Origin of the sequence: Buttiauxella gaviniae ATCC 51604 (assembly GCF_001654835.1) — a bacterium.
In the GTDB taxonomy this organism is placed as follows: domain Bacteria; phylum Pseudomonadota; class Gammaproteobacteria; order Enterobacterales; family Enterobacteriaceae; genus Buttiauxella; species Buttiauxella gaviniae.
The window spans coordinates 1-289 of the sequence record NZ_LXEP01000123.1 but is presented as its reverse complement, the minus strand read 5'-3'; the positions used below and the strand labels follow the sequence as shown (position 1 = coordinate 289).

The window sequence follows — 289 nt, the reverse complement described above, 5'->3', positions numbered from 1 at the left end:
CCTTATTCGTGTTGGCTGCACGTTGATTGCCTTCACCAACCCGGTACAAGTCCTTCAAATCACCGCCATCACCAGCGGTAACGCTTTATCTGTCACCCCGGCAGTGAGTCCTGCAATTGCAGCCGGCACGAGATTTGCCATCCTGCTAAGTGACAGTCTGAGCGTTGACGGGCTTGCGCAGGACATTGCCGAAACGTTTGGCATGTACCAGAAGTACATGGGTGGCTTTGCCGATGTGATGAACGGCACTGGCGATGTGACGATTACTATAAATGGTCAGGCCGTTACT

Annotated in this window: 1 pseudogene; it reads left to right on the top strand. The window is 52.9% G+C overall.

Annotated features, from left to right (window positions below):
* Nucleotides 1-289, top strand: a pseudogene (locus M977_RS25635) (phage tail fiber protein); the annotation flags it as partial.